The sequence below is a fragment of the Rhodococcus sp. NPDC059234 genome (assembly GCF_042754225.1).
Classification (GTDB): domain Bacteria; phylum Actinomycetota; class Actinomycetes; order Mycobacteriales; family Mycobacteriaceae; genus Rhodococcus_G.
This window is the reverse complement of the sequence record NZ_JBHZAH010000012.1, coordinates 1-14,764: the sequence shown is the minus strand read 5'-3', so window position 1 is coordinate 14,764 and position 14,764 is coordinate 1. Positions and strand designations below refer to the sequence as shown.

The following is a 14,764-nucleotide window of genomic DNA, read 5'->3' as shown; positions in this document are numbered from 1 at the left end:
CATGCTGCACGGTGCGACTTCACGAGGAGCGATGCGCGGTGGCGGGGTCGATCTTGCGGTGGAGGCGATTCCGGCCTATGCCGCCACCGGATGCCCGTCATCGGGATCTCCTATCCGCCGCCGAGCTGGACGGCCTTCACCACGAGCAGGATCGCGCCGACAACCAGGTAGGTCCGCAGTGCCAGCATGCCCAGTTTGGTTCCCGCGGACCACTTGACGGGCTGAAGCAGTGCCAGCGGCGGCATCCGCCACTGCATCTTGTCCGCATCACCCGGCGTTGACTGGGGCAGCGAAGCAGCGGGATTTCGGCGCTCGAGCCACCGCAGGGCGCCGACGGCAGCGACGACGAGGACGACGATCGCAACTGCGAGGTACTCCCCGGCCGTTACCACGTCGAGGTCGGGGAACATCGTGGTCGCCATCAGGATCCCGGACAGCAGGAGCAGTACTCCGACGATCAGGCCGGCCACGATGTTGAGCCAACGCTTGTTCACCCACGGCCCGAGCACTTCCCGGTCGTTGCACAGCAGCAGTAGGAACACGCTCGCGCTCGGCAGCAGCAGTCCGGCGAGTGCCTGCACCGCGGTGGTGATGAGCCCGAGTGGCGCATTGGGGATCAGCACGATCGCTGCGGCGACGACGATCATTGCGCTGTAGGAGAGGTAGAACTGCTTCGCGTCCTTGAAGCCGCGGTGCAGGGAGTGTTTGAGGCCGAAGACGTCGCCGAAGGCATAGCTTGTGGAGAGGGTGACCGCGGCTGCGCCGACGATCGACGCGTCGAGCAGAACGATCGCGAAGATGGTGCCCAGTGTGCCGCTGTCCATCCCCAGGAGGCGAGCGATGTCGCCGGCGTCGATGAAGTTCCCCACGCTGTCAGTCGAGCGGGCGGCAAAGTCGGCGGTCATCATCAACGCGGCAGCACCGACGACGACGACGATCGCGCCGAGCACCGTGTCGGCCCGCTCGTAGCTGATGAACCGCGGCGTGATCCGCTTGTCGATGATGTTGGACTGCTGGAAGAACAGCTGCCACGGAGCCACGGTGGTGCCGACGATCGCGATGATCAACAACACTGCATCCGAGCTCATGCCGCCCGCAATGCCCGGCACCACGAAGTCGTGAGCCGCCCGACCCCAGTCCGGATGAGACATCAGCAGCATCGGGATCTGCAACAACGTGATGGCGATGAACACGAACATCGCCCGTTCCCAGCGCCGGAAACTCCCGGTCGCCATGATCGCGACGAGAGCCACCGCTGCCGAGGGCACCACGATCCACTTGGATATGCCGAAATAGCTGGCGGCCAACGAGATACCGATGAACTCGGTGACGATGGTGAGGAAGTTCAGCACGAACAGATCACCCACGCTGAACCAGCCCCAACCACGGCCGAATCGTTCGTTGATCAACCGGGCGTGCCCGACTCCGGTCACTGCACCGAGGCGAACGACCATCTCCTGGTTGACGATCAACACCGGAATCAGCAACAGCAGTACCCACAGCAGCGAGTACCCGTAGTTCTGTCCCGCCTGGGCGTAGGTGGCAACCCCGCCCGCGTCGTTGTCACCGATCATCACGATCAGGCCGGGCCCGACGATTGCCAGCAGTGTCAGCAGCCGGGTCTTGAGTGTGCGGGCGCTGTCGGTGTCGGTGATGCTGATGCTGCCGAGCGCGCCCTCGATGTCGCCGAGGTGAGCAGAGTCGAGCGCGGCCGACCGCTGGGACGAAGCGGCGGATTCCACCAGTTCGCGAGCCGACACCGGTGCAGCGGGCGAAGGCGCGATCGGTGCGACAACAGGAGCGCCCGCGCCACGGAACGAGGGATCGTTGTCGGTCATGGCCGATCACCTGCCTGCGGCATCGTCCCACGTGTCGTCGATTCGACGGTCGCGGTGTAGGTCGGTTCGCGAGTGGGCCGCGGTGCGGGTTCTCGCCGTCGCCAATCGTCGGGGATGGTGGCCTCGAGGACGTCGTCGACGGTGACCACACCCAGTACGCGGTCCGAGTCGTCGACGACCGGGATGGTCGCGAGATTGAAGTCGGCCATCAGGAGCGCCACGTCCGTCAGATCCGCGTCCGGGGCCACGCGCACCGGATCGGTGTCCATCAGCTTCTCGACCGGAAGCTGCGGCTCGGCCTGAACCAGCGCGATAACCGAGACGACCCCGATCAGCTCCCGGGACTCGCCGAGCACGTGCATCTTGAGCAGGGCCTCCGGCTGCAACGATCGGGCCGCCGCGATGCGGGCCAACGCCTGTGCGGCGGTGGTGCCGGCAGGACACTCCACGACGTCGACGCTCATCAGCCCACCTGCACTCGACGGGTTGAAGCCCATCAGCGTGATGACCTTGGTTCGCTGGCCGGCAGGCATGAGATCCAGCACTCGCCGACGGCGGGACTGCCGCAGTTCGGCTACCGCGTCGGCGGCGTCGTCGGCGCGCATCCGGCCGAGTACCGCGGCGACCTCCGTGTCAGTCATGTCGCCGAGCAGTTTGTTGGCCTTGTCAGGGTCGAGTTCCTCGAACACGTCGGCCTCGAGTTCCGGGTCGGTGTGGACCCGATCGAGAATCTCGCCGCCCTCGCGTTTGTCGGCATCCTCGAGTAGGTCGGCGATCTGGGCCGGCTTGAGTGTGCTCACCCGGCCGCCCACTCGGCGTACCTCGATGGACTGGTTGTGACCGATCAGCGGCTCGAAGGCCTTCCAGTCCCTGCTCGCGTGCCCGTCGTGTGACTTGAGTAGACCGAACAGCCGGGCAGGCCGGCGGGTGTCGAGGCGAGCGAGCACCCACCCCGATCCGGTGTCCTCGAGTTCGACGTCGTAGGCGTGAATCAACTCGGCGGCGGGAACGTCGATCAGCCGGTGATCGAGTAGATCGGCGCGCAGCAGTACCTCACCGTCACGGCGCTCGAACCCTCGCAGGTCGACCTTGTTCTGCAACAGGTCGACGCGCTGCTGAGTGAGCGACGCTATCTGGCCGGTCGAGACGAACACCCGACGGCCGCCGACCCCGGCGACGAGACCGGTGACGGCGGGATAGCTTTCGGGCCCGCTCAATCGGACGATCACATCCTCGACTCGACCGACCTCGTCACCGTCACGCGCAATGATCGGGCGGCCCAGCAGCCCGGACAGGTGCATCACTGGACGGCCGACACCCGGGGCGTCCGCATCATTCGAGCCAGGACGGGGGACGTTGATGCTCATGGGATTTCACTTTCTTACCGAGATTCCTGTTGGGCCGGCAGGGCTGACCGCTGGCTGTCTCGCAGGTGGAAATGACCAAGGTGTGGCGAGGGCTGACGCAGGACGGTCCTGCGGCGGCGATCGCGACACCTACGGGAGGGCGCTGAAACGGCGCGCCGACAGACCACGTGCGGAAAAACGAGATGGTTGGAACGTCACGGAATTCTTCTCTCATTGGCCGCGGGGCAAGTTCCCACAAAACACTCACTCGCCACGAGCCACCCCAGGCAAACGATCCGAGTCGCTTCGCCGGGTGGGCAGTCAGTGAATGCCGACGGAATCGAGACCGCGACCGGTCAGGAACTGAAATGGCCGTCGATCCAGATGTTGATTGCCACTGGGACTCACCGAGTTCCTCACCTCCTCACAGCCGTGGCACGCGCGGGTGCCTAGTCGTCACTGCACGCGGGAGGACACCCGAACCCGTCAAGGCCTGGGTGTGCACCCCTCTCGTCAGAGCTTCGGCACTGCACGGCGTATCCGCCGCCCTTCCAGCCGCGGAAGCCGCTTGGGCTCAACCCTTAATCCGGGAGGAGCTGTCCTGACCCGGGGCGTCTTTCGACGTTCGGGGTCAGCGGCCTGTGTCCGTGCAGACGCCTCACCTAGCGAGGTGCTGCACTACCCATGCTGAACCCGTCGACCCGACCACGTCAAATGGGGAGCCATTTCCTGACCGATATCGAACGAAATGCCCGGATTAATCGGACATGAACTTCGCACGGATCCGATTCGAGATCCGAAATAGATATCTCAGGAAACCCGAACACGAATAGCGGCAATAACCGAATCAGAAATTGAGGATCACCATCGAGCACGTGAAGGATGTCCGCCACCATCAGGTCGCCGTCGACGCTCGGCCAGCTCGGTGTCAACGTGGCGGCGGGCCGACTCCACATGTGTACGAAGCCTGACAGCGACGACCGCCGACGCGTGAGTACTTCCTGATTCGGGCGTAACGTCCCGGCAGCGACCTCGTCACCGCGGCGCCGCACCCTTGGCGCATGGCGAGCACAGGTGAGGTGAAGCGGCGACTGCTGGTGATCGGCAACGGCATGGCGGGGGCGCGGACGGTCGAGGAGATCCTCGCCCGCGGCGGCCGCGACCAGTTCGACATCACGATGATCGGTGACGAGCCGTACGGCAACTACAACCGCATCATGCTCTCGCACGTGCTCGCCGGCGAGGCGGCCGCGGACGGCGACGAGATCGTTCTCAACCCGATGAGCTGGTACCGGGAGAACGGCGTCACACTGTTCTCCGGCGACCGGGCTGTGCGCCTTGACCGCTTCGCCAAGGCCGTCACCTGCGAGAGCGACCGAGTGGTCGAGTACGACATCCTGATCGTCGCGACCGGGTCGAACACCTTCTTCCCGAACATGGACGGCCTGCGCGAACCGGACGGACGGCTCGGGAGCGGGGTGTTCGGCTTCCGGACCATCGCGGACACCAACGGGATGCTGCAGCTCGCGCAGTCCCGGGACCGGGTGACCGCGGTCGTCATCGGCGGCGGGCTGCTCGGACTCGAGGCCGCGTACGGGCTGCGCACCCAGGGCCTGGCTGTCGATGTCGTGCACTCCCCCGGTCACCTGATGAACCAGCAGCTCGACGAGCGCGGCGGCGAGGTGCTGCGCGCGAAGATCGAGGCGCTCGGCGTGGGCGTGCACACTGCGATGCGCACCACCGCCGTGCTGCGCGACCCGTTCGGGGCGGTGACCGGGGTCGGGTTCACCGACGGCAGCAGCCTGCCCGCCGACATGGTGGTGGTCACCGCGGGCATCCGGCCGAACACCGAGCTGGCTCGCGCCGGCGGGCTGGTTGTCGAACGCGGCATCGTCGTCGACGACCAGATGCGCTGCGAGGACGAGGGTTCGGTGTACGCGGTCGGCGAGTGTGCCCAGCACCGCGGCGAGCTCTACGGTCTCGTCGCACCGGTGTGGGAGCAGGCCGTCGTCCTCGCCGAGCACCTCACCGGAGCGAATCCCGCAGCGGCATACCAGGGTTCGAGCTCGACGACGAAGCTGAAGGTGGCGGGCCTGGACGTCGCCGCGATGGGCGTCAAGGGGCCCGAACTCGACGGCGACGAGTTCGTCCAGTTCTACGACTCGCGGACGGGCGTCTACAAGAACGTTGTGGTCCGCGACGGCAAGCTGGTCGGCGCGACGCTGATGGGCGAGACCGGGAAGGCTGCCCTGCTGACCCAGGTGTTCGACGGGAAGGTCGAACTGCCGGAGGACCGGCTCTCGCTGCTGTTCGACCTCGCGGGCGCCACCGAGGCGGCGTCGGCGGCGGACCTGCCCGACGACACCCAGGTCTGCAACTGCAACGGCGTCACGAAGGCGGACCTGGTGGCGTGCGTGCACTCCGGCGCACAGACGCTGACCGAGGTCTGCGCGAAGACCCGCGCCGGCAAGGGCTGCGGCTCGTGCAAAGGCCTCGTCGCCGACATCGTTGCGTGCGCGGCCGGCGGGGCCCTCGCCGCCGATCCCGCGGCCGACTGGTACGTGCCGTGCATCCCGATGACCAAGGCGGAGCTCATCGCCGCGATCCGAGAGCGGGACCTGCGCGCGGTGTCTCGGGTGTTCGCCGAACTCGCCGAGGGCGGCCGCGAGGAGTCGACCGCGAAGATGCCCCTGGCGTCACTGCTGCGGGTGATCTGGGGTCCGGACTGGGTGGACGAGCGCGGCGCGCTGTTCATCAACGACCGGGTACACGCGAACATCCAGCGCGACGGCACGTTCTCGGTGGTCCCGCAGATGAAGGGCGGCGTCACCACACCGGACCAGTTACGCCGCATCGCCGACGTCGCCGACAAGTACGCGGTGCCGCTGGTGAAGGTGACCGGCGGCCAGCGCATCGACCTGCTCGGCATCAGGAAGGAGGACCTGCCAAAGGTGTGGGGCGATCTGGACATGCCGTCCGGGTACGCCTACGGCAAGAGCATGCGGACGGTGAAGACCTGTGTCGGCAGCGACTTCTGCCGTTACGGACTCGGCGACTCGACGAACCTCGGGATCGCGCTCGAGGAACGGTTCCAGGGCCTCGAGACCCCGGCGAAGCTCAAGCTCGCGGTCGCCGGCTGCCCCCGCAACTGCTCGGAGGCACTGTGCAAGGACCTCGGTGTCGTCGCGGTCGGCGACGGCCGCTGGGACGTCTACGTCGGCGGCGCCGCCGGCGCACACATCCGCAAGGGCGACCTGCTCGCCACCGTCGACTCGCCCGCCGCCGTGGTCGAGCTGGCGGGCCGGTTCGTCCAGCACTACCGCGAGGACGCGAAATGGCTCGAGCGCACCTACGACTGGGTGCCGAGGGTCGGCCTGGAACGACTGCAGGCGTTGTTGGTTCGAGACGAGGAGGGCATCGTGGCCGGGCTGGACGAGAGGATGGCGACCGCGGTCGCCGGGTACCGCGACCCGTGGCGGGAGCGCAGTGCACCGAGGTCGCCGGCGCAGTTCGCGCCGGCGCTGCCCCTGCTCCCGCTGCCGCAGGTACCGGTCCGATGACCGCGGTGACGGACCGCCAGGTGACGGTGGGCACGATCGGCGATCTCACACCGGGCGAGGGCCGCACCTACGTCGTCGACGGCAGGCAGGTGGCGGTGTTCCTGCTGGCCGACGGCACGGTGCGCGCGATGGACGCGGTGTGCCCGCACCGGGCAGGCCCCCTCGCCGACGGCCAGATCGACGGCACCGTCGTGACCTGCCCGCTGCACCAGTACGCCTTCCGGTTCGACACCGGGGCGTGCACCACGGAGTCCGTCGCACCGGTCCGCGTGTACCCGGCCGACGTGCACGACGGGGCGGTGGTCGTCCGGATCTGACGGCCCACCACCACTTGCACTGTCGCACTTCACCCTTCGAGAGGCTTTCATGTCCCAGACCACCGGCAAGCTGGACGCCGACGCGCTGCTGCGCTTCGGCAAGCACTTCCAGCGCGGCGAGGCGTCCACCGATCTGCGCACACTGCACCAGATCGGCGGGCGCACCTCCGACGACTTCTACCGGGACCGGATGTCCTACGACAAGGTGGTGCGCTCCACCCACGGCGTGAACTGCACCGGTTCCTGCTCCTGGAAGATCTACGTCAAGGACGGGATCATCACCTGGGAGGCGCAGCAGACCGACTACCCGTCGATCGGACCCGACAAGCCCGAGTACGAGCCACGCGGCTGCCCGCGCGGGGCCTCGTTCTCCTGGTACACCTACTCGCCGGCCCGGGTCCGCTACCCGTACGTGCGCGGGGTGCTGCTCGAGATGTACCGGGAGGCGAAGGACCGACTCAAGGATCCGGTACTCGCGTGGGAGGACGTCGCGTCCGACCCGGAGAAGTCCCGGCGCTACAAGTCCGCCCGCGGCAAGGGCGGATTCGTCCGCGCCGAATGGTGGGAGGCCGCCGAGATCGTCGCCGCGGCCCACGTGCACACCATCAAGAGGTACGGCCCCGACCGCGTCGCCGGGTTCTCGCCGATCCCGGCCATGTCGATGGTCAGTCACGCGGTCGGCACCCGGTTCATCTCGCTGATCGGCGGCGCCATGCTGTCCTTCTACGACTGGTACGCCGACCTGCCCGAGGCCTCGCCGCAGGTGTTCGGCGACCAGACGGACGTGCCCGAATCCGCCGACTGGTTCGACGCCGGCTACCTGATCATGTGGGGCTCGAACGTCCCGGTCACCCGAACCCCGGACGCGCACTACATGACCGAGGCCCGCTACCGCGGACAGAAGGTGGTCGTGGTCTCCCCCGACTACGCCGACAACACGAAGTTCGCCGACCAGTGGCTGCCCGCGCGGCCGGGCACCGACGGCGCACTCGCGATGGCGATGGGGCACGTGATCCTGCAGGAGTTCTTCGTCGAGAAGAACACCGAGCGGTTCACCGACTACGTCAAGAAGTACACCGACCTCCCGTACCTGATCACGCTCGACGAGCGGGCCGACGGGTACGTGCCCGGAAAGTTCCTCACCGCAGCCGATCTCGGCGACACCACCGAGGGCGCCGAGCACAAGACCGTGCTCCTGAACGCGGACACCGGCGAGACCGTGGTACCGGGCGGCTCCCTCGGGCATCGCTTCACCGAGTCCGGCAAGGGCAACTGGAATCTCGACCTGCACGGCGTCGATCCGCTGCTGACCATGTACGACGACCCCGACATGGCGGCGAACGCCGTGCCGGTGGACTTCCCTCGTTACGACACCTCCGTGCCCGGCGTGCTGCGTCGCGGCGTGCCCACCCGCACGGTGGGCGGCCGGCCCGTCACCACCGTGTTCGACCTCATGCTCGCCCAGTACGGTGTCGGACGTCCCGACCTGCCCGGCACGTGGCCGACCGGATACGACGACCCCGACGAGCCCTACACCCCGGCCTGGCAGGAGGCCGTCACCGGCGTGCCCGCGGCCGCCGCGGCCCGGGTCGCCCGCGAGTTCGCCGACAACGCCGACCGTTCCGGCGGCCGCTCGATGATCCTGATGGGCGCCGGCACCAATCACTGGTTCCACTCCGACCAGATCTACCGGTCGTTCCTGACCCTCACCATGCTCACGGGCTGCCAGGGCGTCAACGGCGGCGGCTGGGCGCACTACGTCGGCCAGGAGAAGTGCCGTCCGGTGACCGGCTGGGCCACACTGGCTTTCGGCTCCGACTGGTCCAGGCCCGCCCGTCAGATGCAGGGCACCATCTTCTGGTACCTGGCCACCGACCAGTGGCGCTACGACCCGTTCACCGCGGAGGTGATGTCCTCGCCGCTCGCGGACGGAAAGTTCGCCGGCCGCACAGCCGCGGACAACATCGCCCTCGCCACCCGCCTCGGCTGGATGCCGAGTTACCCGACGTTCAACCGCAATCCGCTGGACCTGGCGGACGAGGCCGACCGGCTCGGCAAGGACGCCGCCACGCACGTCGTCGACGGCCTCGAGACCGGTCACCTGCAGTTCGCGGTCGAGGATCCGGACGCGCCGGAGAACTTTCCACGATGCCTGACGGTGTGGCGGTCGAACCTGCTCGGCTCGTCCGCCAAGGGCAACGAGTACTTCCTCAAACACCTGCTGGGCGCCGACTCGAATCTCAACGCCCGTGACTCCGAGGGCATCCGGCCCGAGGAACTGATCTGGCGGGACGAGGCCCCGGCGGGCAAGCTCGACCTGCTCACCACGCTGGACTTCCGGATGACGAGCACCACCTTGTTTTCGGACGTCGTGCTGCCCGCCGCCACCTGGTACGAGAAGCACGACCTGTCCAGCACCGACATGCACCCGTTCGTGCACGCCTTCTCACCCGCCATCTCCCCGCCGTGGGAGACGAAGACCGACTTCGAGGCGTTCCATCGCATCGCCCGCGGGTTCAGCTGGCTGGCCGAGAAACACCTCGGCACCCGGCGCGACATCGTCGCGATGCCGCTCACCCACGACACCGCGGATGCCACCGCCCAGCCCGGCGGGCGGGTGCTGGACTGGAAGCGCGGTGAGTGCAAACCGATCCCGGGCAAGACGATGCCCAAGCTCGTGGTCGTCGAGCGCGACTACTCGGCGATCGCGGAGAAGCTCGGTGCTCTCGGCCCGCTGGTCGAGGAACTCGGGCTCACCACCAAGGGTGTGACCACCCACCCGACCGAGGAGGTCGAGTACCTGCGCGGGGTCAACGGCACCGTCGCGAGCGGCGTCGCGGCCGGCAGGCCCTCGCTGGCCAAGGACAAGCACGCCTGCGAGGCGATCCTCGCGCTCTCCGGCACCACCAACGGCCGCCTCGCCACCCAGGGCTTCGAGCACCTGCAGGAGCGGACCGGCACGCAGCTCGTGGACCTGGCCGCCGAGAACGAGGGCACCCGAATCCGGTTCGCGGACACCCAGGCCCGGCCGGTCCCGGTGATCACCTCACCGGAGTGGTCGGGCAGCGAGACCGGCGGCAGGCGGTACTCGCCCTTCACCATCAACACCGAACGGCTCAAGCCCTGGCACACGCTCACCGGAAGGCAGCACTTCTACCTCGACCACGACTGGATGTCGGAACTCGGTGAGCAACTGCCGATCTACCGTCCGCCGCTGGACATGACCGCGCTGTTCAGCGAGCCCGCGGTCGGGGAGGCGCACGGCAACGGCGTCGGCGCCGCCGTCACCGTCCGGTACCTCACCCCGCACTCGAAGTGGTCGATCCACTCGGCCTACCAGGACAACCTGCACATGCTCACCCTCTCGCGCGGCGGTCAGTCCATCTGGATGTCGGACGTGGACGCCGCCAAGATCGGTGTGGCGGACAACGACTGGATCGAGGCGACCAACCGCAACGGCATCGTGGTGGCCCGCGCGATCGTCAGCCACCGGATGCCCGAGGGCACGGTGTTCATGTATCACGCCCAGGACCGGGCAGTTGGGGTGCCGAGGACGGAGCGGACCGGCAAGCGGGGCGGCATCCACAACGCCCTCACCCGGCTGATGATCAAGCCCTCGCACCTGATCGGCGGCTACGCACAGCAGTCCTTCGCCATGAACTACCACGGCCCGACCGGCAATCAGCGCGACGAGGTCACCACGATTCGCCGCCGCGACCAGGAAGTGACGTACTGATGAGAGTTATGGCGCAGATGGCCATGGTGATGAACCTGGACAAGTGCATCGGCTGCCACACCTGCAGCGTCACCTGCAAGCAGGCATGGACCAACCGCGGCGGTGTCGAGTACGCCTGGTTCAACAACGTGGAAACCCGCCCCGGACAGGGATATCCGCGGCAGTACCAGGACCAGGAGAAGTGGAAGGGCGGCTGGACGCTGAACAAGCGCGGCAAGCTGACCCTGAAGAGCGGTTCTCGGATCAGGCGACTGCTCAACATTTTCGCGAACCCGGACCTGCCGACCGTGTCGGACTACTACGAGCCGTGGACCTACGACTACGACAACCTGCTGGCCTCGCCGGCCATCGACACCGTCCCGGTGGCGAAGCCGAAGTCGCTGCTCACCGGCGAGGACACCAAGGTCACCTGGGGCGCGAACTGGGACGACGACCTGGGTAGCGGACCGGAGCAGGTGGGGCGGGACCCCATGCTGGCCAAGGTGTCCGACAAGGTCAAGCTCGAGTTCGAGCAGACGTTCATGTTCTACCTGCCGCGGATCTGCGAGCACTGCCTGAACCCGGCGTGCGCGGCCTCGTGCCCGTCCGGCGCGATCTACAAGCGCTCCGAGGACGGCATCGTCCTCGTCGACCAGGACAAGTGCCGGGGCTGGCGGCAATGCGTCACCGGCTGCCCGTACAAGAAGATCTACTTCAACCACAAGACGGGCAAGGCCGAGAAGTGCACGTTCTGCTACCCGCGGATCGAGGTGGGCATCCCGACCATCTGCTCGGAGACCTGCGTCGGCCGACTGCGGTACATCGGGGTGATGCTCTACGACGCCGACGCGGTCCTCGATGCCGCCTCGGTCACCGACGACAAGGATCTGTACCCGTCACAGCTGGGGGTGTTCCTCAACCCGCACGACCCGCGAGTGGTCGCCGAGGCCGAACGGGCGGGCATCTCGTCCGAGTTCATCGAGGCGGCGCAGAACTCACCGGTCTACAAGCTGATCGTCGACTACCAGGTGGCGCTGCCGCTGCATCCGGAATACCGCACCATGCCGATGGTCTGGTACATCCCGCCGCTCTCGCCGATGGTCGAGGCGCTCTCGGACACCGGTCACGACGGCGAGGAGGCGGACAACCTGTTCGGCGCCATCGATGCGCTGCGGATCCCGATCGAATACCTGGCGGCACTCTTCACCGCCGGTGAGGTCGGTCCGGTGCGGGCGTCGCTGCAGCGGCTTGCGGCGATGCGCGCGCACATGCGCCGGGTGAACCTGGGCGAGCCGACCCGACCGGAGGTCGCCGAGGCGGTGCGCCTGTCACCCCAGGACCTGACCGCGATGTATCGGTTGCTCGCGCTGGCCAAGTACGAGGACCGCTACGTGATCCCCACCGGAGCCGGCTCGGACGCGCACCGTCTCGACGCGCTCGCCACCGGCTGCAGCCTCGACGAGGACGGCGGACCAGGCATGACGGCCTTCGACGTGATGGCCGACAAGTTCCACCTGACCGAACAGGCGCAGGACACGAATTCGACTGCGGCGCCGGAGAACAAGTCGGGGCGGATCAACCTGCTCAACTGGGACGGCAGGAGCACCGAGGGGCTCGTCCCCACCGGGGTGGGCGGCACCGCCGCCGGCCGCGAGGACGCCTGATGGGCGCGCTCGGGTTGCGCCGCCGGGCCACGGGGAGGCTGCGCAGCACCTCCGACGCACTGTCCGAGCGGGACCAGCGGCTGGTGTGGCGGATCGCCGCCCTGCTGTTGGACTACCCGACGGAACAGACGCTCGGCATGCTGCGCGACCTCCGGGACGCCGCCGCCACGGTGTCGGGACCGGCGAGCGAGCACCTGCTCGGATGCATCGCTTTCATGCAGGCGACGCCCCGGATCGAGCTGTCCGCGTTGTACGTCGAGACGTTCGACCTGCGGCGGCGCAGCAGCTTGCACCTGTCGTACTACGCCTACGGCGACACCCGCAACCGCGGAATGGCGTTGCTGCGCTTCAAGAACGCCTACCGAAACGCCGGCGTCGCACTCGGCGAGCACGAGCTGCCCGACTACCTGCCGGTGGTGCTCGAGTTCGCCGCCACCACCGACGCCGCGCGCGGATACCGGCTGCTCGTGACGCACCGCGCCGTCGTCGAGGTGCTGCGACTGTCCCTGCACGACAGCGGGTCCCCCTTCGCCGGGGTGCTCGACGCGGTCTGCGCGACCGTGCCCGGCCTCGACACCGACGATCGGCGGCAGGTGGCGAAGCTCGCCGCCGAGGGACCGCCGGAGGAGGCGGTCGGCCTCGACACCTACGCACTCGATCCCGCCCTGCACCCCCACGTCGATCACTACCCCGAGATCGGAGAACGACGGTGACCACGCTGCTCTGGCTGACGCTGCCGTACATCGCCCTGACGTCCTTCGTGGTGGGCCACATCTGGCGTTACCGCAAGGACCAGTTCGGCTGGACGACGCGGTCCTCGCAGATGTACGAGAGCCGGCTGCTGCGCCTGGGCAGCCCGCTGTTCCACTTCGGGATCCTGGCCGTGCTCGCCGGTCACGTCGGGGGCGTGCTGATCCCGGCCGCGTGGACCGAGGCCGTCGGCCTGTCCGACCACTCCTACCACCTGATGGCGGTCGGTCTCGGCGTGCCCGCGGGGATCGCGACCGTGGTGGGTCTGGCGATCCTGCTGTACCGGAGGATCACGGTGGTCACCGTCCGCCAGGCGAGCAGCACGAGTGACAAGGTCATGTACGCACTGTTCGTCGTCGTTATCGCCAGCGGGATGTTCAACACCATGGGCGAGAACCTGATCCTCGGCAAGTACGACTACCGGTCCACCGTGTCGCCGTGGTTCCGCAGCCTCTTCTCGCTGAGCCCGCAACCGGATCTCATGGTCGGGGTGCCGTGGAGTTTCCAATTGCACGGATTGGCCGTTTTGGCGTTGCTCGCGATCTGGCCGTACACCCGCCTGGTGCACGTATTCAGCGCACCCGTCGGATATCTCGGTCGGCCGTATGTCGTGTACCGCAGCAAGGACCCCCGCCGACCTGGGGGAAACCGGTACGACCGGGCCTGGGAATCCGCGAACGGAAACAGGTCGTGAACGCAACGCAGAATAGCGCGCGAACGTCGCACCTATCGACTAGCGTCTGAATGGAATCGGGGGTCCACCGTTGAGCTGGTGACCAGGCGCGACAACGCGCTCGGGACAACGACCGAACGAGTGAGGATTTTCATGACGGAGATTCGCAGGCATCGTCGGATTCGCAAGGTCAACACGAAGCGCGCAGTCGCGGCGGCGGGGGTTACCGTGCTCGGCCTGGTGCTCGGCACCGGAACAGCCGCCGCGGGCGTGGACAACGCCAACAGCCTCGTCGACTTCAGCGGCGACCGGGTCGAGGTCTCCCAGGGCGACACCTCGATCAACGCGGTACCGCCGCTGGACAGCTCGCCGCTGAGCCGCGAGTTCTTCCACAACGGCTACGCGGAGGTCCAGATCACCGGCCCCAACGCGGCCGATGCGAAGGGCACCAAACTCTCCTTCGGATACCAGCTGGGCTACCCGATCGCCATCACCGGCGCGACCATCCAGCTCAACACCCCGGGCCTGGGCTTCGAGCTCGAACACAGCAACAATGCCCTCCTCGGCCTGGGCGGCGGCACCCCACCCGCCCTGGCATTGAATGCGAACAACCGAGGAGAGCTGCTGGGCGACTTCATCCCCCAGCAGAACTTCACCTTCGACCTGCAGCCCGGAGGCATCACCGACGTGCCCATCGTCAAGGACAAGTCCTTCGACGGGCCCGGGGCCAGGCTTCGTATCGCGGGCATCCACGGCAGCGTGTCCGGCGCGATCGGCCAGGTGACCATCCGGCCGTACGCCCGGGCCGAGACCGACGCCGGCGACATCGTGATGACCTACGGCGCGCCGGTTCCGCTCTAGGTCGCACACCGGGACCGGAATCGCCCACCCCGCCAGTGGC

At 67.7% G+C, this 14,764-nt stretch carries 9 protein-coding genes and 1 riboswitch; of the genes, 7 read left to right on the top strand and 2 right to left on the bottom strand.

Features of this window, described 5'->3' with window-relative positions; genetic code table 11:
• Positions 1 to 110: 110 nt before the first annotated feature.
• Both ACFXGJ_RS04460 and ACFXGJ_RS04455 read right to left on the bottom strand, forming a co-directional pair.
• Complete coding sequence (locus ACFXGJ_RS04460) at positions 111 to 1,838, bottom strand: Nramp family divalent metal transporter (protein ID WP_378616889.1); 1,728 nt, start codon at positions 1,836 to 1,838, stop codon at positions 111 to 113.
• A complete protein-coding gene (locus tag ACFXGJ_RS04455; RefSeq protein ID WP_378616981.1) occupies positions 1,835 to 3,139 on the bottom strand; it encodes a magnesium transporter MgtE N-terminal domain-containing protein in 1,305 nt (434 codons plus the stop codon). Before ACFXGJ_RS04455 ends, ACFXGJ_RS04460 begins: the two co-directional genes overlap by 4 nt.
• Before the next feature lie 543 nt (positions 3,140 to 3,682).
• Positions 3,683 to 3,861, bottom strand: a riboswitch (M-box (ykoK) riboswitch).
• Positions 3,862 to 4,245: 384 nt separating this feature from the next.
• On the opposite strand from ACFXGJ_RS04455, the gene nirB reads away from it, so the two are divergent.
• The 7 genes from nirB to ACFXGJ_RS04420 all read left to right on the top strand — a co-directional run bounded on the left by nirB (position 4,246) and on the right by ACFXGJ_RS04420 (position 14,724).
• The gene (gene nirB / locus ACFXGJ_RS04450) at positions 4,246 to 6,744 is read left to right on the top strand and encodes a nitrite reductase large subunit NirB (protein ID WP_378616887.1); all 2,499 of its coding nucleotides are present in this window, start codon (positions 4,246 to 4,248) and stop codon (positions 6,742 to 6,744) included.
• Positions 6,741 to 7,061, top strand: a complete 321-nt coding sequence (locus ACFXGJ_RS04445) for a Rieske (2Fe-2S) protein (protein WP_378616885.1) — start codon at positions 6,741 to 6,743, stop codon at positions 7,059 to 7,061. The genes nirB and ACFXGJ_RS04445 overlap by 4 nt, the downstream gene beginning before the upstream one ends.
• Positions 7,062 to 7,110: 49 nt before the next feature.
• Positions 7,111 to 10,797 carry a nitrate reductase subunit alpha gene (locus ACFXGJ_RS04440; RefSeq protein WP_378616883.1) on the top strand — a complete coding sequence of 1,229 codons (3,687 nt, stop codon included), beginning with the start codon at positions 7,111 to 7,113 and terminating at the stop codon, positions 10,795 to 10,797.
• Positions 10,797 to 12,440, top strand: a complete 1,644-nt coding sequence (gene narH / locus ACFXGJ_RS04435; RefSeq protein ID WP_378616881.1) for a nitrate reductase subunit beta — start codon at positions 10,797 to 10,799, stop codon at positions 12,438 to 12,440. Before ACFXGJ_RS04440 ends, narH begins: the two co-directional genes overlap by 1 nt.
• Positions 12,440 to 13,153 carry a nitrate reductase molybdenum cofactor assembly chaperone gene (gene narJ, locus ACFXGJ_RS04430; protein WP_378616879.1) on the top strand — a complete coding sequence of 238 codons (714 nt, stop codon included), beginning with the start codon at positions 12,440 to 12,442 and terminating at the stop codon, positions 13,151 to 13,153. Before narH ends, narJ begins: the two co-directional genes overlap by 1 nt.
• Positions 13,150 to 13,884 carry a respiratory nitrate reductase subunit gamma gene (narI, locus tag ACFXGJ_RS04425; RefSeq protein ID WP_378616877.1) on the top strand — a complete coding sequence of 245 codons (735 nt, stop codon included), beginning with the start codon at positions 13,150 to 13,152 and terminating at the stop codon, positions 13,882 to 13,884. Before narJ ends, narI begins: the two co-directional genes overlap by 4 nt.
• A 132-nt stretch (positions 13,885 to 14,016) precedes the next feature.
• Positions 14,017 to 14,724: an MspA family porin gene (locus ACFXGJ_RS04420; protein ID WP_378616875.1), complete on the top strand. Its 708-nt coding sequence runs from the start codon at positions 14,017 to 14,019 to the stop codon at positions 14,722 to 14,724.
• The last annotated feature ends 40 nt before the right edge of the window (positions 14,725 to 14,764 follow it).

Coding starts and splice junctions, on each gene's coding strand:
- narJ (WP_378616879.1), top strand. CDS start 12,440: ATGGGCGCGCTCGGGTTGCGCCGCCGGGCCACGGGGAGGCTGCGCAGC.
- ACFXGJ_RS04445 (WP_378616885.1), top strand. CDS start 6,741: ATGACCGCGGTGACGGACCGCCAGGTGACGGTGGGCACGATCGGCGAT.
- ACFXGJ_RS04455 (WP_378616981.1), bottom strand. CDS start 3,139: ATGCACCTGTCCGGGCTGCTGGGCCGCCCGATCATTGCGCGTGACGGT.
- ACFXGJ_RS04460 (WP_378616889.1), bottom strand. CDS start 1,838: ATGACCGACAACGATCCCTCGTTCCGTGGCGCGGGCGCTCCTGTTGTC.
- nirB (WP_378616887.1), top strand. CDS start 4,246: ATGGCGAGCACAGGTGAGGTGAAGCGGCGACTGCTGGTGATCGGCAAC.
- ACFXGJ_RS04440 (WP_378616883.1), top strand. CDS start 7,111: ATGTCCCAGACCACCGGCAAGCTGGACGCCGACGCGCTGCTGCGCTTC.
- ACFXGJ_RS04420 (WP_378616875.1), top strand. CDS start 14,017: ATGACGGAGATTCGCAGGCATCGTCGGATTCGCAAGGTCAACACGAAG.
- narH (WP_378616881.1), top strand. CDS start 10,797: ATGAGAGTTATGGCGCAGATGGCCATGGTGATGAACCTGGACAAGTGC.